The 20,755-nt window shown below is 70.9% G+C and carries 20 protein-coding genes; 12 read left to right on the top strand and 8 right to left on the bottom strand.

Annotation, left to right across the window (positions count from 1 at the left end; all coding sequences use genetic code 11):
• The first annotated feature begins 237 nt into the window (after positions 1–237).
• The 4 genes from CAE01nite_RS06415 to CAE01nite_RS06400 all read left to right on the top strand — a co-directional run bounded on the left by CAE01nite_RS06415 (position 238) and on the right by CAE01nite_RS06400 (position 3,397).
• On the top strand, positions 238–588 hold the full coding sequence (locus tag CAE01nite_RS06415; RefSeq protein ID WP_146901657.1) for a histone-like nucleoid-structuring protein Lsr2: 351 nt from the start codon (positions 238–240) through the stop codon (positions 586–588).
• A gap of 291 nt (positions 589–879) precedes the next feature.
• On the top strand, positions 880–1,176 hold the full coding sequence (locus CAE01nite_RS06410) for a hypothetical protein (protein WP_146901654.1): 297 nt from the start codon (positions 880–882) through the stop codon (positions 1,174–1,176).
• Between the two features lie 83 nt (positions 1,177–1,259).
• Positions 1,260–1,694 (top strand): LppA family lipoprotein, encoded by a 435-nt coding sequence (locus CAE01nite_RS06405; RefSeq protein ID WP_146901651.1) that lies wholly within the window; start codon positions 1,260–1,262, stop codon positions 1,692–1,694.
• Positions 1,694–3,397: an alpha/beta hydrolase gene (locus CAE01nite_RS06400; RefSeq protein ID WP_146901649.1), complete on the top strand. Its 1,704-nt coding sequence runs from the start codon at positions 1,694–1,696 to the stop codon at positions 3,395–3,397. The genes CAE01nite_RS06405 and CAE01nite_RS06400 overlap by 1 nt, the downstream gene beginning before the upstream one ends.
• A gap of 274 nt (positions 3,398–3,671) precedes the next feature.
• Here CAE01nite_RS06400 and CAE01nite_RS06395 read toward each other — a convergent pair whose 3' ends face one another.
• The 3 genes from CAE01nite_RS06395 to CAE01nite_RS06385 all read right to left on the bottom strand — a co-directional run bounded on the left by CAE01nite_RS06395 (position 3,672) and on the right by CAE01nite_RS06385 (position 8,628).
• Complete coding sequence (locus CAE01nite_RS06395) at positions 3,672–4,436, bottom strand: DUF6796 family protein (RefSeq protein ID WP_146901646.1); 765 nt, start codon at positions 4,434–4,436, stop codon at positions 3,672–3,674.
• 440 nt (positions 4,437–4,876) lie between these two features.
• Complete coding sequence (locus CAE01nite_RS06390) at positions 4,877–7,669, bottom strand: putative bifunctional diguanylate cyclase/phosphodiesterase (protein ID WP_146901643.1); 2,793 nt, start codon at positions 7,667–7,669, stop codon at positions 4,877–4,879.
• Between the two features lie 788 nt (positions 7,670–8,457).
• The gene (locus CAE01nite_RS06385) at positions 8,458–8,628 is read right to left on the bottom strand and encodes a heme biosynthesis protein HemY (protein WP_146901641.1); all 171 of its coding nucleotides are present in this window, start codon (positions 8,626–8,628) and stop codon (positions 8,458–8,460) included.
• A 147-nt stretch (positions 8,629–8,775) separates the two neighbouring features.
• Between CAE01nite_RS06385 and CAE01nite_RS06380 the strand changes: the two genes are divergently transcribed.
• Entirely contained in the window at positions 8,776–9,426 is a 651-nt protein-coding gene (locus CAE01nite_RS06380; protein ID WP_146901638.1) for a hypothetical protein, read from the top strand.
• Between the two features lie 337 nt (positions 9,427–9,763).
• On the opposite strand, the gene CAE01nite_RS06375 is transcribed toward CAE01nite_RS06380, so the two are convergent.
• Both CAE01nite_RS06375 and CAE01nite_RS06370 read right to left on the bottom strand, forming a co-directional pair.
• A complete protein-coding gene (locus tag CAE01nite_RS06375; RefSeq protein WP_146901635.1) occupies positions 9,764–10,576 on the bottom strand; it encodes an alpha/beta fold hydrolase in 813 nt (270 codons plus the stop codon).
• Between the two features lie 552 nt (positions 10,577–11,128).
• Positions 11,129–12,535, bottom strand: a complete 1,407-nt coding sequence (locus tag CAE01nite_RS06370; RefSeq protein WP_146901632.1) for an aminotransferase-like domain-containing protein — start codon at positions 12,533–12,535, stop codon at positions 11,129–11,131.
• Here CAE01nite_RS06370 and CAE01nite_RS06365 point away from each other — a divergent pair.
• Complete coding sequence (locus tag CAE01nite_RS06365; protein ID WP_146901630.1) at positions 12,534–13,487, top strand: DMT family transporter; 954 nt, start codon at positions 12,534–12,536, stop codon at positions 13,485–13,487. The genes CAE01nite_RS06370 and CAE01nite_RS06365 overlap by 2 nt on opposite strands.
• Before the next feature lie 505 nt (positions 13,488–13,992).
• Here CAE01nite_RS06365 and CAE01nite_RS06360 read toward each other — a convergent pair.
• Complete coding sequence (locus CAE01nite_RS06360; protein WP_307724979.1) at positions 13,993–14,466, bottom strand: helix-turn-helix domain-containing protein; 474 nt, start codon at positions 14,464–14,466, stop codon at positions 13,993–13,995.
• 100 nt (positions 14,467–14,566) lie between these two features.
• Here CAE01nite_RS06360 and CAE01nite_RS06355 point away from each other — a divergent pair, with 100 nt between their 5' ends.
• Positions 14,567–15,577, top strand: coding sequence for an NAD(P)/FAD-dependent oxidoreductase (locus tag CAE01nite_RS06355; protein WP_146901628.1), 1,011 nt, complete (start codon positions 14,567–14,569; stop codon positions 15,575–15,577).
• Positions 15,577–16,419 (top strand): SAM-dependent methyltransferase, encoded by an 843-nt coding sequence (locus CAE01nite_RS06350; protein WP_246131043.1) that lies wholly within the window; start codon positions 15,577–15,579, stop codon positions 16,417–16,419. The genes CAE01nite_RS06355 and CAE01nite_RS06350 overlap by 1 nt, the downstream gene beginning before the upstream one ends.
• A gap of 41 nt (positions 16,420–16,460) precedes the next feature.
• Here the strand turns inward: CAE01nite_RS06350 and CAE01nite_RS06345 are convergent, their stop codons facing one another.
• Positions 16,461–17,012, bottom strand: a complete 552-nt coding sequence (locus CAE01nite_RS06345) for an XRE family transcriptional regulator (RefSeq protein ID WP_146901625.1) — start codon at positions 17,010–17,012, stop codon at positions 16,461–16,463.
• A gap of 30 nt (positions 17,013–17,042) precedes the next feature.
• On the opposite strand from CAE01nite_RS06345, the gene CAE01nite_RS06340 reads away from it, so the two are divergent.
• The 4 genes from CAE01nite_RS06340 to CAE01nite_RS06325 all read left to right on the top strand — a co-directional run bounded on the left by CAE01nite_RS06340 (position 17,043) and on the right by CAE01nite_RS06325 (position 19,972).
• Entirely contained in the window at positions 17,043–18,014 is a 972-nt protein-coding gene (locus CAE01nite_RS06340; protein ID WP_146901622.1) for a DMT family transporter, read from the top strand.
• A 244-nt stretch (positions 18,015–18,258) separates the two neighbouring features.
• The gene (locus CAE01nite_RS18495; RefSeq protein WP_246131042.1) at positions 18,259–18,609 is read left to right on the top strand and encodes a hypothetical protein; all 351 of its coding nucleotides are present in this window, start codon (positions 18,259–18,261) and stop codon (positions 18,607–18,609) included.
• A 289-nt stretch (positions 18,610–18,898) separates the two neighbouring features.
• Positions 18,899–19,417: a hypothetical protein gene (locus tag CAE01nite_RS06330; protein WP_146901620.1), complete on the top strand. Its 519-nt coding sequence runs from the start codon at positions 18,899–18,901 to the stop codon at positions 19,415–19,417.
• 69 nt (positions 19,418–19,486) lie between these two features.
• The gene (locus CAE01nite_RS06325; protein WP_146901617.1) at positions 19,487–19,972 is read left to right on the top strand and encodes a hypothetical protein; all 486 of its coding nucleotides are present in this window, start codon (positions 19,487–19,489) and stop codon (positions 19,970–19,972) included.
• A 151-nt stretch (positions 19,973–20,123) separates the two neighbouring features.
• Here CAE01nite_RS06325 and CAE01nite_RS06320 read toward each other — a convergent pair whose 3' ends face one another.
• Positions 20,124–20,648 carry a flavin reductase family protein gene (locus CAE01nite_RS06320; RefSeq protein ID WP_146901614.1) on the bottom strand — a complete coding sequence of 175 codons (525 nt, stop codon included), beginning with the start codon at positions 20,646–20,648 and terminating at the stop codon, positions 20,124–20,126.
• Positions 20,649–20,755: the final 107 nt, after the last annotated feature.

The raw sequence follows: 20,755 nt of genomic DNA, 5'->3' as shown, positions 1-20,755 counted from the left end.
CGACGGGTCCTGCCGCGATATCGCGCGAGATATCCGCGAAGGGCAGGTGCAACGGGGTCGGGATCCACGGCTCCACGTCGAGGATGTAGGGCGTGGACGTGATGACCGAGGACCGCTCAGAGCTGCGAAGTCGCGACCTAGTGATCAGGCTCCTCGCCGACATCCGGTAGTCGGCGCGCGTATCCCGCGATATGTTGGACGCCGATCGAAGTGGACGAGAGAGAGCGGGAGCAGGTCATGGCGCAGAAGACAACTGTCCAACTTATCGATGACATCACGGGGGAGGCGATCGAGGACGGCAAGGGCCGCACGGTGACGTTCGCCGTGGATGGTGTCGAGTACGAGATCGATCTGGCCGAGAAGCAGGCGGACAAGTTCGCCCAGGCGCTCGACACGTACGTGACGCATGCCCGCAAGGTCGGCGGACGCCGTGCTGCTGCCGCGACACCTTCGCGCGGCGGCAAGGCGAGCCGCGACTACGACCCGAAGGCTGTGCGCGCATGGGCCCAGTCCAACAACGTCGAGCTTCCTGCGCGTGGCCGGATCCCGGCCGACGTGATCCAGAGGTTCCGCGACTCCGGCAAGTAACACCTCCGGATGCTCCTCACCGGAACGGGTGAGGAGCATCCGTGCGGCAGGCGCGACGCGTATTCGGCGACCCCTCCGAGGCGTCGGATGGGAAAGGGCTCCTACGCGAGCGAGGGGACCCCTGCCGACTGCCCGGACGACCATGGGCCGCTTTCCGGGCACGTCCGGGTCTGATGCGTGCGTCGTTCGACGGGGCGCACGACACGACCCGGACCGCTCCGCAGCCACGTCGACTCGACCGACCTGCTAGAAAGGCGACGCCCGGGCCAGCGGGCTACGGCAGCAGGGGGCGTGGTGACCGGGTACGAGGTGGACATCGGCGCGCTGCGCGACGCCGCCACGCGCGCGCAGCAGTCAGCCGTGCAGGCCGAGGGGGCTGACCCGGCCGGCAGGCTGGGCGCGGTGGGCACCGCCATGCCGGGGTCGGCGGCGGCGCAGCGGGCTCAGAGCCTTGCCGCAGCGTGGCGGGGGGAGCAGGGCGCCTGGGTGCAGGCGGCGCAGGGTCATGCGTCGGGTCTTCGCTCCTCTGCCGACGGGTACGCCGGCCACGAAGCCGGCGCGGCGCGCAGGTTCGGGGACGGCCGGTGAGCGGCCGCCACAGGTGGCTGCCCGCTGTGGGAGCGGCGCTGGTCCTGGCGCTGTCGGGATGTGGGTCGAGTGAGGAGTCGCCGGTGGGAGGAGAGACCGGGCAGCAGCGCCCCTCCATCGAGGTGGTCGAGGTCGAGTACACGGCGATGATGGAGCGGGTCCAGGACGCGCTGACCACCGAGTACGGGGTGGGGCCCTGGTCGCAGCACGGCCGGGAGCCCGTGACCGGGTTCCTCTGCGACGAGGTCGAGGGTGGGTCAGGGATCGCGCTCAACCTGGGCTCGGCAGGGCCGATCAGCGACCAGGACTGGCCGGCCGCGTTGAAGGCCGTGCAGGACATCGTCGGCGAGCACGGGTTCACCGAGCTCGACACCGTGATCGACGAGCCGGGGGACCACCTGGTGCGCCTGGCCAAGTCCGACGGCGGCTACGTGGACTTCGGGACCCAGCTGGCGACGGCGCTCTCGCTCCTGACCGGCTGCCACCCCACCGAGTCGTCCTCCGCCCCCGCCAGCTGATGGTCACCTTCGGGGACGTCCGCAGATGGAGCGCGACGTCGCTGGAAGAGGCGCAGGGGGCGCTCGGGGCCGATGTCGACCGGCTCGTGGAGGCCGGTGAGCTGCTGAAGACGCCGCCCGAGGGCTGGCACGGTGACGCGGCGGACGCGGCGGCCTACGAGCGCGGCACGCTGGTCACTGCGGTCAGCGAGCTCGCGGCCGAGTCCGCCGCCGTCCGCCGCGCCCTCGCCGAGGCCGCCGACGGCGTCGCCGCGCTGGAGCAACGGGTCCGCGCCGTTGCGGACAGGGCTGCCCGCCAGCGCTTCTCGGTCACCGACGACGGTGTCGTCGTCGACGTCTCCTCGCCCGTGCAGCTCCCCGAGGACGAGGTCGCGGCCTACGAGGCGGACCGGCGCCACCTCCGTGACGGCATCGTCGACGACGTCGAGGCGGTCCTGCGGCTCGCCGTGGCCGTCGACGCCGACCTCACCGCCGTTCTGGACCGAGCCGAGCGGGACGCCGTCCTCCACACGTCCGACCCGGGACTCTCCGCGCTGCTGGGGTCGTTCCTGTACGCGGGCAGCGCTCCGCAGCCTCCCCGGAGCGGAAGCCCGCAGCAGAACGCCGACTGGTGGGCCTCACTCAGTGCGACGGAGCAGCAGCGTCTCCTCGACCACCACCCGGAGCGGGTGGCGGGACTCGACGGCATCCCGGGTGCGGTGCGGCACCAGGCCAACCGTGCCCGCCTGCCCGGGATGCTCGAGGGGCTCAGGAGAGACGTGGACAGGCTCCGCGCCGAGCTCGACGACATCCCGATGTGGCCGCCCGGCGCCTCGACCGTGTACGGGTTGACGGCGCAGGAGCTGGCAGAGGCAGAGGCGAAGGTCGCCTCGGTGGAGCGGGTGCAGCAGGCGATCGGGCTCCAGGACCACCACCTGCTGCTGCTGGACACCAGTGGCGAGCGCGTGACCGCGGCCGTCGCCGTCGGTGACATCGACACCGCCGACCACGTCGCGGTCTTCACCCCGGGCATGACCACCACGGTGGACGGGAGCCTGGCCGGTTACGACGAGGACATGGTGGCGCTGCGGGAGAGGTCGCTGTTCGCCCTGCGGCGTGCCGGGAGGCCGGAGGACACCGTGGCCGCAGTCAGCTGGCTGGGCTACCAGGCGCCCCAGTGGGGGGAGACCCTGGGTCCCAACTCGGTCGCCGGGCAGGGCGCCGCCGAGCGGGGCGCGGCCGATCTCGCGCCGTTCCTCCAGGGGGTGACAGCCGGCCGCGAGGGCGACGTCCACCTCACCGCGCTGGCTCACTCCTATGGCTCGACGACCACCGGTCTGGCGCTGCGCGAGGGGACCGGAGTCGACGACTTCGTCGCGTTCGGCTCGCCGGGTCTGGGCACGTCCGACGTCGGGGACCTCCAGGTGGGTGGGGCGGTCTACCACGTGGAGGCGAAGAACGACCCGGTCGACGACCTGGCCCGCTTCGGCGTCGACCCGTCCCACCTCGACGGGGTGAACCAGCTGTCCTCCAGCGTCACGAGGGACCCGGGCGGCGCGCCGCTGGCCGAGGTCGAGGGGCATTCGGACTACCTCGTCAGGGACTCGACGAGTCAGCACAACATCGCGGTCGTCGTGGCGGGCCTGCCGGATCAGGCGATCCACGGTCGAGAGAGGGGATTCGGGGACGTCCTGAGCTTTCCTGTCGTCCCGTGGGGCGGGTGACGCGGCCGGCGTGAGGGCCGACGCGCCGGCAGAGCGAGCTGGAACCCCGACCCCGGGTGATCGTCACGACGGAAACCCGCCCGGCCGGACCGGACGACACGGGTGCCGTTCGCTGCGTGGCGTCAAGGGCGTCGGACGTCCCGTAGCAGAGGCGCCCGCGCTGGGTGAGGACGCGGTCCGCGGACGCATGCAGCACGCCCATGGGAGCGGATGGATGTGGTGAGCTCCGCCGCGCGGCTCCAGTGGAGCGCTGCGGTCTCTCACCATGTCGGCCTCAGCTGACCATCGACCCGGCGGCACGTCGATCGCTCCAACGCTGACCCGACGCGGCGGTGACGGCGAAGTACGCCATCAGACCGATGCTGATGGACGCAGGACGGGCGTACCCGCCGACCGGAGCGGGTAGAGCGCCGAAGCTCAGCAACGTCGCCATCACCGACGGAAGGGGTGTCACGACCGACTGCCACGCGGAGGCGGAGTCGGGGCGACGCAGCGCCGCCACCGTGAGGCCGGCACTGTAGGCGGCGAGCGCGCCGAGCGTCGCGGCCGTGCTGATCGCCAGCAGGGGAGTGGCGGAGCGGGGCGAACGACGGGCCTCGTCGTCGGACCCGAGGGCTTCTTCCCTCGCCTTCCTGTACGCCAGGATCACCGTGCCGCAGCACTGGTGGGTGAGAACGCCGGCGACCGCGAACGCGGTTGCCGACGCCTCGGCGATCTGGCGCTCGCGCCCGGCAGGGAGGGTTCGACCGATGCCCCGCATGGCCCGCCACTGCAGCAGGGCGATACCGACGTCGCCGGTGAGCGTTCCGGCACGGATGCGACGCACGGGGAGGGCGGCGCCGTTCCACAACGACCGCCATGTGGCGTCGGCATCGATGTGCGGCGGGACCATTCCGGCAGCGTGGTCGAAGTCCCGGCCGGAACAGGGCCGGCCGAGGATGAGCACGTCGCCGATCCCGGACAGGAGGGCTCCGGTCAAGCCGACCAAGGCGAGGCCTCGGCGGCCGGCGGGTCGCTGAACGGCAGTCGATCTGACCACGACGGCATGCTAGCCGCGATGCCTTTGCGGTCGAGGCAGCGCGGTCAGCGGCCAAGAAGCTGCCACTCAAACCCCCTCCCGGGCGAGGAAGGTCCTGGTGAAGCCCACGAGCCGATCGGCTGGGGAACGGCCGGTGGAGCTTCCCAACGGTGTCACGGGCTTGTGGGCGACGCACACGCTCGCGCAGGCCGAGTGACGCTCATCCCTCTGGTAACGACGCCCTCGGTCAGGCCTCCAAACCCACTTCCCGACGCTCGGGCGGTGCCATGACCACGACCTGGCGTACATGTCGGTATCGCCGTCACATGCTTGCCGGGCGACGCCGTCGCGTGGAGCATTGCATGCTCTGAGAATCCGTCGAGGCTGCCTCGTCTGTCGCCTCGCTCGCGACAACTGACCCCCGCCACGGCGGCCATTGCCGCGATCTGTGATGTCGACGGTCAGCGAGGGCGTGGTGCTGGGCGGCCGAGGAGGTACCCCTGAGCGCGGTCGCACCCGGCGTCGATGAGTGCCTGGAGCTGGTCGGGTCGCTCGACGCCTTCGGCGACGACGCGGAGGCCAAGGCTGTGGGCTAGGGCGATGATGCCGCTGACGAAGGCGGCGGAGTCGGGGAGCTCGGTGGTGAACGACTGGTCGATCTTCAGTTCGGTGGCGGGCAGGCGGCGCAGCTGGGCCAGGGACGAGTACCCGGTGCCGAAGTCGTCGACGGAGATGCCCACACCGAGGTCGCGCAGGGCGCGCAGGTGAGTGCCGCTGGCGGCGTCGGCCACGACCTGGGTCTCGGTGACCTCGAGGACCAGCCGGTGTGCCGCGAGGCCGGTTTCCTGAAGAACGGTGCGCACCAGGTCGGCGAAGCTGTCGGAGTGCAGCTGGCTGGCCGAGACGTTGACCGCCACCTCCAGCGGTAGCCCGTCGACGTACCAGTCGGTGACAGTGCGGCAGGCCTGGCGCAGGACATGAGCGCCGATCTGGTCGATGGCGCCGCTGTCCTCGGCAATCGGGATGAACACCGACGGGGGCACCATGCCGAGTTCAGGGTGCTGCCAGCGGACGAGGGCCTCGACGGCCAGGACCTGTCCGCTGCGGGCGTCGGTCTGGGGTTGATAGTGGACAACCAGTTCGCCCCGTGCGGCGGCGTCGTGCAGGTCGGTCTCCAGGCGCAGGCGGTCGGCGCCGCCGTCCATGGGCGTGGGCAGGCCCCGGGTGCGTGCCTTGAGGACGTACATCTCGCGGTCGGCTCGGGCGATGAGGTCAGCCGCCGGCTTGGGTCGCTTCGGGGTGCTTCCCGGGGTCCATCCGTCGCTGATCGCAAGCCCGATGGCCATGTTGACGTAGATGTCGTTGCCCGCGACGGCGATCGGCTCGGCGAGCTGGGCGCGGATGTTCGCAGTCACCTCGCGCAGGGTTCCGTCGTCGTGCACGTGAGGGAGCAGTACGACGAACTCGTCACCGGACAGGCGCGCGACGGTGTCTCCATCTCGGACCGAGGTCCGCAGTGTGTGAGCCAGCCTGCGCAGCAGCTCGTCGCCAGCGGCGTGACCAAGGGTGTCGTTGACTCGCTTGAACCGGTTGACGTCGCAGAACAGCAGGCCGACCCGGGTCGCCGTGCGCCGGGCGGCGGCCAGTGCTTGGTCGAGCCTGTCCTCGAGCAGCACGCGGTTGGGCAGGTCCGTGAGCGGATCGTGCAGTGCCTGGCGACGCGCCTGCTCCAGGAGCCGGGTGTTGTCCAGTGCGACAGCGGCCAAGCCCGCCAACCCGGAAAGGCGCGTGGTCAGGATCTCGTCCAACTGGTCCGGGGCGCCGGTCACCCAATGAGCAAGCAGGAGGCCGAGCAACTGCCCGTGGTGGGCCACCGGAACGGCCGCCATGGCCTCGACCTCGAAGGAAGCGAGCATCTCCCGGGCCCACGGCGAGCTACGCGAGTCGAGCAGCACGGGCTCGGGACCACGCAGCAACTGGTCGCACAGCTCCGGGCTCTCGTCGGGGTTGGTGACGTACCGCTCCACCTTTGCGACGAGCTCGTCAGGCCAGCCGGACTTTCCGGCGATGGTCACCGCACGGGTATCGGGGTCGACGAGCGCGAACGCAGATCGTTGGGCACTCGTGAGCGGCGGAACCGCGTCGGCGACCGCGTCGGCGACCGCGGGGACGGAGCGGTGCTGGGGCAACGTCCGGGCGACGTCGAGCAGCAGCGTGGCGGTCTGGGCTTCCTGCTCCGCGTGCGTCAGACCGGCCGAAACCTGCAGGGCCGCCGCTGCGTGGCGGGCATAGGCAGCCAGGGTGTCGGCGTCGTGGGGGAAGAAGTCTTGGCCGGGTCTCCCCACCACAGCGAGGACCCCGTAGTGATTCGTGGCCGAGGCGACAGACGCGGTGACTACCGGGTGGCCGGCGACCACGTGCACACCCGGAACGGCCTCCTGCAGCCGCGCGATCGCGGGCTCCAGCGCGGCGCCGACACCTGCGCGGTGCACGTGCGTGTCTGCAGACGGGAGCGTGACCGCCAGGAGGTGGCCGGGGGCGTGCAGCGCAGAGTTCGCACGTGAGGCGATGCGGTGCAGGACGTCGGTGAGCGGCCCACCGTTGACGACATCCATCCCGGCGGCCTCAAGGCCCGCGATGCGCACCTCGTACTGGCCGGCGTCGAATGCCTCGCCCGTGGCGGTGGCGCGGGCATGCCACCATGACCGCGCTCGCTGCACAGGTCCACCGGCCGTCCACGCGACGTGGTATCGGCACTCCGGCGCGCCGTCGAGCTGGCATGCCTCGTGGCGCACCGTGGCAGGCGGCAGCCCGAACAGGACGGGCACCTGCTGCAGCATTCCCATGTTGTAGTCGCAGTCGACCCGGTGCGCCCGGTTGGGTGCCAACACCTCCCACGCCACCCTCGCCGACGTGGTCCCGGCAAACTCACAGCGGAAGACCGCGGCGGTGTCGAACCGGGTGGAGACCCGGGAGATGTAGCGGAGCACCTGCCGGGGTGAGCCGGCCACGGCGACGAGCGAGCGCACCAGTGCGAACGCCGGGTCGTGCAGCATCAGCGCCGCCAGATGGAACCCGAACCGCGGATCGTCCAGAACCTGCGTGGCGGCGGCGAAGACGGCGACCTTCGTCTCGTACCCGACCCGGCCCGTCCGGCTCTCCAGCAGCTCGCGCTGTCCCTCGAGGCCGGCGGTCCTCAACACCGTCTCGACACCGTGCTCGCCCAGCCTGTCGGCGACCAAGCGCAGGACCACCCGGGTCGTCAGGGTCGAGGTCCCGCCCGTCCGGGCCACTGGTGTGACTACGGATGGCTGGTGCACGAGGAGCCCCTTTCGTCGGTCGGATCGGCGGGCAAGGTCCACATCGGCCGCGCGGAGACCACCGAGACTGGTCGGGCCTGCGTTCCTCCTCCCGGTGCAGCCACGCTGTGGTCGATGGCGATCCGATCGAACGGAGGAAAGCTCCTCCAATGCGCGCACCGCACTCGAGGCGGCACCCGGCCAACGCCGTCAGTCCTGGGTGCCGGGCCGCAGCGTGCAGCCACGCCTGCTCCCAGGGGGGATCAAGGATCCTCGTGATGGACGGCATGGCCGCCGGTGCGCGAGCGTGCCGACGAGAAGCCATCTGTCGGGGTCGGGAGGCAAGGTCGACAGCCAGAGCACACCAGGTGCAGTTGCCCGTGCCACGGAATCGAACGACGAAGCGGCACATCAGTGCTTGTGCAACCTGGCGAGCGCTGGCCTCGTCACCCAGGCGACCGGCTCATTCGGTGGGAGCACTGGCGACGAGACAACGGCACTCGGAGAGGCCGTGAGCCGAGCCGTAGAGCACGTCTACGGTGCGGACGCGTAGCGCGTCCGACTCCGAGAGGTCGCAATGATCAGCGAGACAGTCGCAACTGGGGTGCTCATGTCGCGTCGGCACGAGCACGGGGGCACGCGAGGACAGCGGCATGCCCGTGCGCCCATCGACGTCCAGCGCTGACCGTGCAGCGGTTCGGCCCCGGCTGTCGAGGTGGCGTGAGCCGCGCTCACCCGACCCGTCAGCCTGCGCCGTACTTCAGAAGCCACTCGGTATCGGCGTCCCGGCCCATGGTCGGATCGGGTGCGTCGTTGGTTGCCTGCGTCGAGACCGTGTCTTCGAGGCGTACCGGGTCTGGCAGCTCGCGGAAGTCTTGGGCTTCGCGCTGCTCCTCGAACGGCGTCTTGCCCATGTCGACTCCTCGCTACGTGCGCTTGGCCATCTTCCTTCCGGATAGTAGACGCTGGCGCGTCCCGAGCGCGCTCAGCGACTACCGGACATCGCAGGACCGCTTGCGGCGGCTCGAAACGTTCGCGACGCGCACCAACGGCGTGTCCGGATGCCCCGGCACAAGGCGCTGTGCCTCCTCGCGGCATCACTTCGCTATGTCTGGGCAGTCAGCGGGGCGGGCCTCGACGGTCGGCTCCGCGACATGGTTGCGATACTTGGCGTCATGTCGGCGACCCGAACCGGATCCAGCGCCACGGCACATCCGTTCGGAGCGACGGCCTCCGAGCGGCGGTGGCGCCGCCTCGCTGGCGCCGCCGCCGCTTACGTCGTGCTCGTTCCGTTGCTCCTCATGATGCCACTTCTATACATCGCGCCTCCCACCTACATCTTGGGGATTCCGCTGTCATGGTTGGTCGAGAAGTATGGACCTGGCCGATTGAGCCGCTCTGTGATCAGGCGGCACGCCTGGGCCGGCGCCGCGGGCGGTTTTATAGTCGGCGCCGGCATCGCACAAACCTTCGCCACCTGGGGCGGCTGGGTAGGCGGTTCTGGCACAGTGTTCCTCGGCGGCTGGCTGCTGAACGCGATGTTTTGGCTTGTCATGGCGGTGCCGTTGGGCTGTGGGGCTGCAGCGTTCGGGGCGTGGGCTGCAATCCGGCTCCCGGGGAAACTGGTCCGGCCCACTGCTCTCATCGGCGCCTCAGGCGCGGCGGTGATGGCAGCGATCTATTGGCTTCCACTGTTGCTGTCTGCCATATGACAGGGTGCGCAGCGTGCAGGCGGGTCGCGTATTGCTCCACCGAATGCCACCCTTCGCCAGGCTTCACGGGCATCGAGTTCAGGCCTGTGATGGCGTCCGGGCCCCCCATGTGACCGCCCACGTGCGCTCGCTCATCCGCTACGAGCGCGGGTCCGAGCGATCTAGCGCTCATCGGCAGATCCGGACGGCGCACGGCTGCCGCAGGCGTATTCCTGGGTCGGTCCGGGTGGCTCGCAGTCCGCCATCGCTCGTCGGTAACACGTTCTGTCACGAGCTGTGAATCATCGTCGTCTTGCGGACGGATTGGGAGATGCGCTCAGGGCACTGTCGTCGGCGCTCAGCCGTCGGCCTCCGGCTTGAGCAGCGCCGGCGGAGGTGCGGCGCCGTTGACGGTGGCTCGGACTGCGGCTGCGAACAGTTCCGGGGACTGCCCGTTCCAGGCATGACCCACGCCGGGGGCGATCCGGGCCTCGCCCTGCGGGAAGGCGGTGGCGACCACTGGCAGGGATCGACGGATCAGCACCTGCTCCTGCGACCCGGCCATCGCCAGGACCCGCGTCGTCGAGGTGGCGGCTACGGCGGGCACGGTGTAGGTCAACAGGTCCTCACCCACGGCGAGGAACGTGCCGGGAGCCATGGAGCGGGCTGCGGCGGCGTAGCCGGCGTAGTCGGACGCGTGCACCGCGAGTGCGCGGGCGTTGGCCCGAAGCAGCGGACCCGCCGTCATGAAGGGCGACATCAGCCTCCCGGCCAGCCGCATCAATCGCGGCCGTGGGAAGGGGAGCACGTTGACGCCGCTCACCGTGGCGCTGAGTGCCAGCTCGGGACGCCTTGCGGCCAGCTCGAGCGCCACGTAGCCGCCCAGCGACAGACCGACCAGGTGGGCCCGGCCGTCGCGGGCGCTGGAGTGGATGACCCCAGCCACGGCGTCCACGGTGTCCGCGAGCGAACGCCACGGCCGGGCGGCGCTGGCCCCGTGCCCGGGCAGGTCCACGACAAGGACGTGAAGGTCGCTCGACAGGTCGGCCACCAGACGTCGCCACATCCACCCCGTGGTCCCCACACCATGAAGGAGCAGGAGGGTCTGTGCCCCGTCCGGGCCGCTTGACGAGACGGCAATCGGCTCCCCGGCCGGGCCTGCCTCAACCATGTCGGCGCATGGGCGAGGCGCCCCGTGGACGCCCCACGGCGGCCGCTATCAGAAGGAGCCCACCTGCGAGTGCCAGCAGGACGACCGTCGTCGCCTCGTCGCGGGAGGTGTCCGCGGGGAAGCCGTGCACGGTGGCGTAGGAGCGCGCTTCCTCCACCACTTCGCGGAGCCCCCAGGCGAACGCGCTCAGCAGCCCGGCGGCCACTGTCAACGCACGGACAACGGCTGCTCCCGCCCAGGGCCGGCCGCCTCCAGTCACAGATTGCATATCCTGACGGTAGAGGCAGCCCAGTCCGGACGCGTCGCTACGGCGAGACCGGCCGGCAGGCGCCTGGGTCGTGGCAACGAGCACCACGCCCCAGCTCCCGGCCCCTACCGCTTCCCTGCCGGTGACGCGGCGTGTCACCTAGCCGTGAGTCGTCCTCGGTCTCCGGCGTCGAGCCCACGCTCGGGCTCGGACGCGCGCCATCCGCGGCATGACCGGATGCCGAGGTGCGCTGGACGGCGGCGTAGGCGGAAGTGTCGGATGCCGGCTGCACCGCCGCCCCTCGGCTAGGTCGTTTTGCGGAGCGCGGTACCGAGAAGGTCGGCTGCTTCGGGGAACCGGCTGGGGTCCTCGCTGGAGTAGTTGAGGCGGATGTAGGGGCCGGACGGTTCGGTCGGGAACCATTCGGTGCCGGGTGCGACCAGCAGTCCTCTGGTCTCGCATGCGCGCACCAGCGCGTCGACGTCGCTGCCGTCGGGGAGCCTGGCCCACACGTTGAGCCCGCCCACGGGGACCGGGTCGATGCCGATCTGCGGGGCGTGTGCTCGAACGCTGTCGATGAGCAGGTCCCTGCGCACACGCAGTTGTTGCCGCATGCTGCGCAGGTGAGCGGGCCACCCCGGCTGGGTGACGACGTCCAGGGCTGCGGCCTGGAGAACGCCGCTGACGTAAAGCGTCTCGGCTGCACGGTCTGCGAGGATCCGGTCGCGCGCCGGCCCGCGGGCGATGACGGCGGCGACGCGCAGGGCGGGTGACACGGTCTTGGTCAACGAGCGCAGGTAGACGACGTGACCGTCGTGGTCCTGGCTGACGAGGGGGTGCGGCTGGGCGTCGATGCCCAGGTCGTGCGCCCAGTCGTCCTCGACGAGGAACACACCTCGGGTCCGGACGATGTCGAGAACTGCGCGACCGGTAGCGGACGACCACTGGGTGCCGGTGGGGTTGGCGAAGTTCGGCTGGACGTAGAAGGCGCGTGCCCCGGTCGCGGCGAGTGCGCGGTCCACCTCGTCGGGGTCTGGGCCGTCCGCGCCGCCCGGTACGGGCACCAGGGTCACGCCGACTTGCTCGGCGGCCTTGATGGCTCCCCAGTAGGTCGGCGACTCGACCAGTAGCGGTCTTCCCGGGCCGACGAGGGCACGGAAGACCGAGCTCAACCCGCCCTGGCTGCCGGCGAGGACGAGGACGTCTCGGGCGCCGGGGGGCGTCACGTCGGTGGGCGTGGTCGCTACCTGGGACGCGAACCATGCCTGCAGCTCGGGCAGCCCCCCGACGGGCGACTGCGTGAGCGCCGCCTCGCTTCTGCTCGCCCTGGCCAGCGCCGCACGGATCATGCGTTCGGGCAGCAGGTCTCTGGACGGGTAGCCCGAGTGCAGCCGGATCGCGTCCGGCATCGACGCCCGCTGAGTGGCGGACAGACCAGTCACCCGCGACGGTCGGGCGCCCAGTGCGGACGTCTGCCAGGCGTAGTCGACGGCCCGGGCGGGCCGCTGTGTGCGCACGAAGGTGCCGACTCCTGGCCGGCTCTCCACCAGGCCGAGAGCGGTCAGCTGGCGGATCGCCTTCTGGACGGTGACCGGGCTGGCGCCGTACTGGGCCATCAGGGCCCGGTTGGAGGGTAGCTGCGCACCGCCGGCCGCCGTCGCGATCCAGGCACGCAGGGCTGCCACGATCCGGCTTGCGCTATCGTCGGCCATGACGGCAAAGAGTAGCGCTACCCAATCGAGAGCAACGACGCTATCGCGCAGGTCCGGGCTCGGCTGGGGTCTGCTCGGCGTGGTGGCCTTCTCCTTGACGGTCCCGCTCACCCGGCTCGCCGCGCTCGACGGTCTGTCGCCGCTGTTCATCGGCTCCGGACGGGCGGTGGTCGCGGCGGCGGTGGCGGCGACGGTCCTGGCGCTGACACGTCAGCGGGTGCCCAGCCGCAACCAGTGGGCGCGCCTGGCGGTGGTGGCCAGCGGGGTCGTCGTCGGATTCCCGCTGCTCACGTCCTACGCCCTGACGCAGGCCCCAGCCAGCCATGGCGCCGTCGTCATCGGACTGCTACCGGCGGCAACGGCCGTCATGGCGGTGCTGCGTGGAAACGAGCGTGTCGCGGTCCGGTTCTGGATGTGGGCGGCACTGGGAGCCGTCGCGGTCGTGGTGTTCGCCGCACTCCAGAACGGCGGCTTCGAGTCGCCGCACTGGGCGGACCTCTTCCTGTTCGCCGCGGTTGCCTGCGCCGCAGCCGGGTACGCCGAGGGTGGCCTGCTGGCCCGGGAACTCGGCGCTTGGCAGACCGTGTCGTGGGCGCTACTGCTGGCCGCTCCACTCATGCTCGCGCTCACCGGCATCTCCGTGACCGAGGGACCGCCAGCCGGCACGGGCGTGCAGTGGCTCGCATTCGCGTACCTCTCGCTCTTCAGCATGTACCTAGGGTTCTTCGCCTGGTACCGGGGGCTGGCCATCGGCCCGATGACTCAGGTCAGCCAGGTCCAGCTCGTGCAGCCCGTCCTCAGCATCGTCTGGGCAGCGGTGATCCTCCACGAGCACGTCACCTGGGCCACCGTCCTCGCCGGGCTGACAGTGATCGCCTGCGCACGCAGCGCCGTGCGCACCCGCCTGGACGCAACGAGGACCTCAGGCGCCACAACCCGCGGTGCCTCATGACCCACCCGGCCGAGGTCGAGCGAGGTGTCCAGGACCACCTTGGCCGACCTCGGCAGCGGCCCGAGCGTGCGCCCGTCGGGGCTGCTCACCTTCGCAACATCCCCCGTCGTTGCCGGTAACGCGGTGTGCCGCAGAGCGGTGAGTCGTCGTCTCCCGCCCTCAGCGCCGCGCGCACCTTCGGGCCCGGACGCGCACCATCCGCGGCATGTTCGTGCGCTGCCAGCTGTGCCGCGTGCGGGTCAATGATCGCGGTCCCTGCCCCGGCCAGTTCGGTCGCGGTGCGCGGCCGCGTGCTCACCAACGGTCGTCTCCGAACACCGTGCCAGGTCTATGTCCGCTGGAGGACTGTTCGCTCGAGGGCTGTTCAGGTCAACGCGGGACTCGTCTTCTTGGGGGTGGGGCGGGCTCGGACGTGCGCGCGTTGGCCCTGCGGGCCGATGAGCATGAGCGCCTCGGTCGCGGTGTGCGTGGTGTTGGCGAACGCGTGCGGGGTGTGGGTGTCGAACTAGGCGACGTCCCCTGCCGCCAAGACGAGTTCGTGGTCGCCGAGGCGCAGGTGCAGGTGCCCGGTGAGGACGTATAGCCACTCGTAGCCCTCGTGGCTGCGCTGCTCGGGCTGGGACCCGCCGAACCCGGCGGGCAGGATCAGCTTGTAGGCCTGGATGCCACCGGGACGCCCGTTCAGCGGCAGCCACGTCATGCCGAACCGCTGGGATGGGCGGGGGTGCATGCGGGGGTCCGCGGTGGCCGGTGCGCCGACCAGGTCGTCGAGGGTGACCTGGTGCACGCGGGCCAGATGCAGCAGCACGTCGATGGTGGGGCGGCGACGTCCGGTCTCCAGGCGGGACAGCAGGCTCTCGGAGACACCTGTCGCTGCGGCCAGGTCGGCCAGCGTCATCGCCCGGTCCCGCCGCCGCCTGCGCAGCCGTTCACCCAGCGCGTCGAGCACCTCGCTCGCGGCGTCACCGCTCTTGTCCATGTCGCCACCATCACCTTCGCCGTCGTATGCGCACCCTTGGACTTGCAGGAACTGCAAGAGATCTTGGTGGCACGCAGAGGGTGCGCGCACCGTGAGCGGCATGAACAACACGTACGACATGGTCGTGGTCGGTGGCGGCGCCGCCGGGATGAGCGGGGCCAAGATCGCCGCCCGGATGCGCCGCCGGGTGCTGGTGATCGATGCTGGCGCCCCCCGCAATGCCCCCGCGCAGGGGGTTCACAACTACCTCTACGCCGAGGGCGGCGCGCCGGCCGACCTCCGCGCGACGGCCCGCGCGGAAGCGGAGACCTACGGAGTCGAGGTCGTCGAGGGGTCCGCGGCCGGCGCTGTCATCCTGCGCGACCCAGAGCCCAACGCCGCCCGCTTCACCGTCGACGTCCGCACCGGCGACGGGTCGATCACCACCGTGGGCGCGCGTCGGCTGCTCCTGGCCACGGGCCTGCTCGACGTGCTTCCCCAGATCGGCGGGCTGGCCGAGCGGTGGGGCCGCGACGTCCTGCACTGCCCGTTCTGCCACGGCTGGGAAGTGCGGGCCCAGGCGATCGGCGTCCTGGGGACCTCGCCGATGGCGGTGCACCAGGTGCTGCTGTTCCGGCGGCTCTCCGAAGACGTCGTGTACTTCCAGCACACCGCCCCCGACCCCAGCGACGAGCAGGTCGAGCAGCTGGCCGCACTCGGCGTCCCGTGGGTCGTCGGGCCGGTCACCGCGGTCACGACCACGAACGGAGCCCTGTCCGGGGTGCAGATGGCCGACGGGCGCGTGATCGCCCGCCAGGCAGTCGCCATCGGGACCGGCCTCGCCGGGCGCGAGGACCTGGTCGCCGACCTCGGCCTGTCGATGAGCGACCTGGAAATGGGCGGCGCCGTGCTGGGTCGCTACCTACCGACCGACGCCACCGGCGCTACCACGATGCCCGGGGTGTGGGCCGCGGGCAACGTCGCCGCTCCGATGGCCCAGGTCATCAACTCCGCTGCTGCCGGCGCTACCGCGGGCTCCTCGATCCACATGGACCTGATGGGCGAAGACGTCGCGGCCGCGGTCTCTACTCACCGGGCCCGCCTCACCAGCGCACCGCGAGCAGGCGCGTGATGGACACGGGCAACCGGCCAGGCACCTCCTACTGGGACCACCGCCAGGCCCGGATGGTGACCTACCCGAAGGCCCTGGCGGCCAGCGGCGCGAACAGCGCTCAGGCCCGCGCCGCGGCCCAGCGCGCCGCGGTCGCTCAGGACGCGGAGGCGTTCTGGGAGCCCCACTACGCCTCCAGCCAGGTCGGCAACGGCGCCCCGAACGCGGTGCTCGTCGACATCGTCGCCGGGCTGGCACCCGGCAGCGCGCTAGACCTGGGATGCGGGCAGGGCGGCGACTCGATGTGGCTCGCCCGCCGCGGCTGGGACGTCACCGGTGTCGACGTGTCGGCCACCGCCCTGCACCGGGTGGCCGACCTCGCGGCCGACCAGGGCCTGTCCGAGCGCGTGCGGGTGCAGCAGCACGACTTGTCGGCCACGTTCCCGCAGGGCACCTTCGACCTGGTCACCGCCTCCTACTTCCAGTCACCGGTGGCCATGGACCGGCCGACCGTCCTCGCTCGGGCCGCGACCGCGGTGGCGCCGGGCGGGATGCTGCTCGTTGTCGATCACGCCTCGGTGCCCCCGTGGTCCTGGGCCGACCCGGACTCGGTGTTCCCCACTCCCCAGCAGACCCTCGACGGATTCCGGCTCGACCCGGGTGAATGGGACGTCGCCATCGCCGAAGACCGCGACCGGCTGGCCGCCGGCCCCGGTGGCCAGCACGCCACGGTCACTGACACCGTCATTGCCGTGGTCCGGCGCGCACCCACCCCTACCGCAGCGGAGACCCGGTCAGCGCCGCCCAGACGACCCGGCGACCGCGCGCTCAAGGTGTCGCTCGATCGCCACGCACGTCACTGAGTTGGCGGCAGCAACGGTCGTTTCCGGTCGGTGGCGCGTGCTCAGGAGACGACGTTGCGGACGAACGCGGTGATGCCGTCGTGTGCGTTGACGTAGGAGTACCGCTGGGCACTGGAGTAGATGGCGTGCTCCCCGGCGGTCAGCTCGCTGACCTCGTGCTCGCGTTCGATGCGGAGGTGTCCCGCGGTCACGATGACGATCTCGTGCCAGCCCAGCGGGTCGGGTTCGGCGTCGTACCGGTCGCCCGGGCCGAGGGTCCAGGACCAGAGCTGAGCCTCGGCCCGAACGGGCACCGTCCCGAGGAGCGAGGCCTTGCTCTCGGGCCGCGAGCCTCGCCACGCGAGGACGTCCAACGACGTCCGGGTCGCGGTCGGTGGCGTCACGAGGTCGGCGAAGGTCGCGCCGAGCGCCTCGGCGAGGCGATCGAGCCCGGAGAGGCTGATGTTGGCTTCGCCGGCCTCCACGTTGATGATCGTGCGGCGGCTGATCCCGGATGCCTCTGCGAGCCCGCTCTGGCTGAGGCCGGCTGCCTGCCGCAAGCGGCGCAGGTTGCTGGCCACATAGACGAGCACGTCGTGACGGGCGGCTTGCATGTGCAGTATCTTACACGTACGGTGCGCAGGATGCTGCACACCCGTGACCGGACCGCGCCCTTGGCCGGGAGAGCGCCCCTGCTGTCCCGGCCCGAGCTCGCGCTGGTCGGCATCACCGCCCTATGGGGCACGACGTTCCTCATCGTCCACACGGCGATGGACCACAGCGGCCCGCTGTTCTTCGTCGGCGTCCGCTTCGTGTTCGCCGGGCTCATCAGCGTGGTCATCTTCCGGCGGGTCCTGCGCGGGCTGACTCGCCGCGAACTCGTTGCGGGGTCCTTGATCGGTGTCACGATCTTCCTCGGTTACGCCCTGCAGACGGTGGGCCTGCAGACCATCAGCAGCAGCACCTCGGCCTTCCTCACGGCGCTCTACGTCCCGCTGGTGCCGCTGCTGCAGTGGGCCGCGTTCCGCCGGCCTCCCTCGCTGCCAGCACTGGTCGGCGTAGGCCTCGCGTTCGCGGGGCTGCTCCTGCTGGCCGGGCCGGACGCCACCGGGCTCTCGTTGAGCACCGGTGAAGCCCTGACCTTGGTCAGCACTGTCGCCATCGCAGCGGAGATCGTCCTCATCGGGAAGTACGCAGGGACCGTCGACCTCGGACGGGTCACCGTGGTGCAGCTCCTCGTCGGGGGTGGGTTGTCACTGCTCGCCATGCCGGTGTTCGGCGAAGGCGTCCCGTCGTTCTCCTGGGTCTGGGTCGCCGCCGGACTGGGGCTCGGCGCTGCGAGCTGCCTGATCCAGCTCGCGATGAACTGGGCCCAGCAATCGGTCTCACCGACCCGCGCGACCGTCATCTACGCCGGCGAGCCCGTCTGGGCCGGTGTCGTCGGCCGCCTGGCCGGCGACAGGCTCCCCGGCCTCGCGCTGGCCGGCGCAGCACTCATCGTCGCCGGAGTGCTCGTCAGCGAGCTGAAACCGCGCGGACGGAACAACCGCCTCACGACCGCCGACCCGCCGGCTGCACACCCACCGCCGGCGCCCGGAACCGTGACGGTCCCCTAGCCCGCAACTCCTACCGTGCACGAACGGAACACCGCCATGCCACTGCCCACATCGGACACCGTCGTCACCTACCCCGACGGTGCAACGACCTCCATCGGATCGGTGCTTCACGTCGAGCTCCTCGACGACGGCCGGAATGCGGTACTTCTCGACACGACGGCATGCCACCCGGTCGACACCGCATGGCCGGACCAGCCGGCCGACCGCGGAACCCTCACCACCGATCAGGGCGAGCAGCCCATCGTTGACGCCGTCACCGCCGGCGGTCGGCGAACACATCCGGGTCGACGTCGATCAGGACCACCGGGCGGGGCTGTCCGCCGCTCACACCGCCTGCCACCTCGCCGCCCTCGCGGCCGCCTGGACCAAGCCCGTACCGACCGATGCACTCGGCAACCCGGCGTTCGACGCGCTGGCGATCCAGAGCTCCCGCATCCAGCCTTACCGGTCCGTCGACACCTACCGCATCGGCAAGTCACTGCGCCGCAAGGGGTTCACCACCACCACCCTGGACGACCCTTCCGCAGTCGCGGAGCGAGTCAACGCCCAGCTCGCCCACTGGATCGGCGCCGGCGGCGCGGTCCGGATCGAGTGAGCCGACGACGCGCTCTCCGCGCGGCGCACGTGGGTGTGCGAGCTTCCCGCCGGTCGCACCGACATCGCCTGCGGGGGTACTCACGTCCACGACCTGACAGCGCTGGGCGGCGTGACCACATCGCTGCGCACGGGGCAGGTCGAAGGTGGGCTCGAGCTCACCATGGAGACGGACGTGACCGCGCCGTAGATCCCACCGCCCATCCCGTCGGAGCCAAGATGATCCAGGTCGATCTGCTAGACGGGCCCACCAGCCCGCTCGTACGCGGCCTCGCAGCTGCCTGTCCTCAGTGACCGAGGTGCCGCTCACCCACCTGCCCGCCTTCGCGGACCTGCCAGCCACGCACGCGCTCGCCTCATGGAAGAGCTGGCTCGCCGGCCGTGGCTTCGGCGTCGTTCCCATCGCCGACCCCCGCTCGTTCCAGTGGGCCGGGTGGTGGATCGGCGTCGTCGACCGTAGCGACGGCCCGCTCGCCGACGGTCCGCAGCACAAGGTCGCCGTCCTCGCTTTCGGGACACCTCTCGGTGTCGTCCTCAGCCCGCAGGACCCTGCGCTGCTCGACCGCGCCACCGCCCAGCTCCACATCAGCAACGCCTACGCCGTCGCGTCCCTGAATCCCGTGCTCTCACAGCCGCGGGAGCTGCTGCACGGGCGTCAGTCGGGGAGTCTGTTGAGCGGGCCTTCGTGTGTCCGCAGGACCTCGCCAGGCCGTGTTCGTGTCCATCGACGACCTACCGGTCATCGGCAGGACCGCGAAGCCAGCGGTCGGCGAGCTGTCGGCAGCCGGACGTACCGGACGGCGGCATGAGCGGATGCCGGCCGCGAACTCGGCGCGGCATGAGCCTGACGACGCCCGGCAGTACGGGACGATGGGGCAGTGACCCGTGAGAGCAGTCCCGGTCCGCTGCCGCTGGACGACATCACCTCTGACTTGCGTGCACTCGTTGGCCGGCTCGGGGAGCAGCTTGAGGGCGTCGCGACCGTAGGAACCGAGCAGGCTGCAGACACTGGCGTCGTCGAGGGAGGTGACGTCGTCCCACTGCGCGAGGGAGCCGTTCGCGTGTGGTGGATGCACTCGGCGGAGGAGATCTACGTAGGGATCGGTGACGCGCCGGGTTGGGAGGTTCCGCGGTCGGCCGCGAGCGTCGACCTGCTGCACGCCGTCATCGAAGAGGCTGTGGCAGGCCGGGTCGAGGTAGGCAAGGGCCGCGGCACCACGACCTACCGCGTGCGAACACCGGATGGTCATGTCCGTGAGGACACCCATGAAGCGCTCAGAGGGCTGCTGCTCCCCATGCCTTGGAAACCCCGCCTACGGTGGGAGAGCTCAAAGCCGTACTTCGCCGGCCCCAGCACTCAGTAGCCAGGTCGCGCGTTGACGCCCCGGCACCGAGCGGACGGCGGCATGACAGGACGCTCGAGCTGTAAGGCGGCGCCGATAGTTCGAGCGCTGACGGCGACCTCAGGGAGTGTCTGCGGTCATCGGGGTCGTTGACCCGCAGGAGCAGCAGCGGTCAGGCCGCGATCCGATGGGTGGTGCGGTCGTAGACGACCAGCGGGGCCTGCGCTGCGTCCCGCTCCAGGCCCAGCACGCGCAGCAAGGTCAGCACGTGGTCGCCGGCGTCGATCTCGGCATGCCGGGTGACCGTGAGGGTGACCGTGGAACCGGGCAGGACCAGGCCCCCTTGGTGAGTCGGCATCGGACTGATGCCCTCGAACCGGGTGCCGGCGGGCCGGGACAGCAGCGCAACGTCGCCGGCCTGGTTGTCACCGAGCACGCTGATCCCCCACCGTTCTGCTTGCTGCAGCACCGGCCACGTGGTCGAGGTGCGCGCGAAGTTCAACGACACCAACGGCGGGTCCAAAGACACAGACGTGAACGAGCTGGCGAGCATCCCCACGACCCGGCTCTCGACCTCGGCCGTGACGAGGACGAGCCCGGTGGGGAAGCCGGCTAGGGCTTCGCGCATCTGCAGCGGGGTGGGTCCGGTCGGAGCGCGCGGAACCAAACTCTGGTCGCCGTCACGGCTGGCCTGCATGGTGGTCCTTTCCTGGCGGGGTTGGGTCACAAGCCCTGTGCGGGCACGTCGACTCGGCGGCGCGTGCAACGCGTGGCGCGGCTCGGCTCGGCTCGGCCGAAGATGGA

Source organism: Cellulomonas aerilata (genome assembly GCF_007991755.1).
Classification (GTDB): domain Bacteria; phylum Actinomycetota; class Actinomycetes; order Actinomycetales; family Cellulomonadaceae; genus Pengzhenrongella; species Pengzhenrongella aerilata.
This window is presented reverse-complemented; position numbering and strand designations above follow the sequence as displayed.

What these genes read in the sequence shown, in the direction of transcription:
- CAE01nite_RS06415 (WP_146901657.1), top strand. Translation starts at nt 238, where the DNA reads ATGGCGCAGAAGACAACTGTCCAACTTATCGATGACATCACGGGGGAG.
- CAE01nite_RS06400 (WP_146901649.1), top strand. Translation starts at nt 1,694, where the DNA reads ATGGTCACCTTCGGGGACGTCCGCAGATGGAGCGCGACGTCGCTGGAA.
- CAE01nite_RS06385 (WP_146901641.1), bottom strand. Translation starts at nt 8,628, where the DNA reads ATGGGCAAGACGCCGTTCGAGGAGCAGCGCGAAGCCCAAGACTTCCGC.
- CAE01nite_RS06380 (WP_146901638.1), top strand. Translation starts at nt 8,776, where the DNA reads ATGCCCCGGCACAAGGCGCTGTGCCTCCTCGCGGCATCACTTCGCTAT.
- CAE01nite_RS06375 (WP_146901635.1), bottom strand. Translation starts at nt 10,576, where the DNA reads ATGGTTGAGGCAGGCCCGGCCGGGGAGCCGATTGCCGTCTCGTCAAGC.
- CAE01nite_RS06365 (WP_146901630.1), top strand. Translation starts at nt 12,534, where the DNA reads ATGACGGCAAAGAGTAGCGCTACCCAATCGAGAGCAACGACGCTATCG.
- CAE01nite_RS06370 (WP_146901632.1), bottom strand. Translation starts at nt 12,535, where the DNA reads ATGGCCGACGATAGCGCAAGCCGGATCGTGGCAGCCCTGCGTGCCTGG.
- CAE01nite_RS06360 (WP_307724979.1), bottom strand. Translation starts at nt 14,466, where the DNA reads ATGGACAAGAGCGGTGACGCCGCGAGCGAGGTGCTCGACGCGCTGGGT.
- CAE01nite_RS06355 (WP_146901628.1), top strand. Translation starts at nt 14,567, where the DNA reads ATGAACAACACGTACGACATGGTCGTGGTCGGTGGCGGCGCCGCCGGG.
- CAE01nite_RS06350 (WP_246131043.1), top strand. Translation starts at nt 15,577, where the DNA reads ATGGACACGGGCAACCGGCCAGGCACCTCCTACTGGGACCACCGCCAG.
- CAE01nite_RS06345 (WP_146901625.1), bottom strand. Translation starts at nt 17,012, where the DNA reads ATGCAAGCCGCCCGTCACGACGTGCTCGTCTATGTGGCCAGCAACCTG.
- CAE01nite_RS06340 (WP_146901622.1), top strand. Translation starts at nt 17,043, where the DNA reads ATGCTGCACACCCGTGACCGGACCGCGCCCTTGGCCGGGAGAGCGCCC.
- CAE01nite_RS06320 (WP_146901614.1), bottom strand. Translation starts at nt 20,648, where the DNA reads ATGCAGGCCAGCCGTGACGGCGACCAGAGTTTGGTTCCGCGCGCTCCG.